Annotated in this window: 1 protein-coding gene; it reads right to left on the reverse strand. The window is 56.1% G+C overall.

Annotated features, from left to right (window positions below):
• Positions 1-1,067 (reverse strand): elongation factor Tu (tuf, locus tag BN1117_RS05150; RefSeq protein WP_052441423.1); only part of this gene is annotated, 1,067 nt, incomplete at both ends.

Genomic DNA, 1,067 nt, shown 5'->3' on the forward strand with positions numbered 1-1,067 from the left:
GCTACAACACCGGCACCTACGGTACGGCCACCTTCACGGATAGCGAAACGCAGACCGTCGTCCATCGCGATCGGGGCAATCAGGGTAACAACCATTTTGATGTTGTCGCCCGGCATTACCATCTCTACGCCTTCCGGCAGCTCGATGGTACCGGTCACGTCGGTTGTACGGAAGTAGAACTGCGGACGGTAGCCTTTGAAGAACGGGGTATGACGACCACCTTCTTCTTTGGACAGCACGTACACTTCAGATTCAAACTTGGTGTGCGGCTTGATTGAACCCGGCTTGGCCAGAACCTGACCACGCTCTACGTCTTCACGCTTGACACCACGCAGCAGTGCGCCGATGTTCTCGCCTGCACGACCTTCGTCCAGCAGCTTACGGAACATTTCAACACCGGTACAGGTGGTAGAAACGGTATCTTTGATACCAACGATTTCTACGGTCTCACCGACTTTAACGATACCGCGCTCTACACGACCGGTAACTACGGTACCACGGCCAGCGATAGAGAATACGTCTTCGATAGGCATCAAGAACGGCAGGTCGATCGCGCGCTCCGGCTCCGGGATGTAGGTATCCAGGTGGCCAGCCAGCTCGATGATCTTCTCTTCCCATGCAGCGTCGCCTTCCAGCGCTTTCAGCGCGGAACCGCGAACTACCGGCAGGTCATCACCCGGGAAGTCATATTCGGTCAGCAGTTCACGAACTTCCATCTCTACCAGTTCGAGCAGCTCTTCGTCATCAACCATGTCACACTTGTTCATGAACACGATCATGTACGGGATACCAACCTGACGACCCAGCAGGATGTGCTCACGAGTCTGCGGCATCGGGCCGTCAGTCGCTGCTACTACCAGGATCGCGCCGTCCATCTGGGCAGCACCGGTGATCATGTTTTTAACGTAGTCGGCGTGACCCGGGCAGTCTACGTGGGCGTAGTGACGGGTTTCGGTGTCGTATTCTACGTGGGAGGTGTTGATGGTGATACCACGCTCACGCTCTTCCGGTGCCTTGTCGATCTGGTCGAAGGCGAAAGCTTTACCACCGAAGTGCTTGGCCAGCAC

This window comes from Aeromonas australiensis, from assembly GCF_000819725.1.
Classification (GTDB): Bacteria; Pseudomonadota; Gammaproteobacteria; order Enterobacterales; family Aeromonadaceae; genus Aeromonas; species Aeromonas australiensis.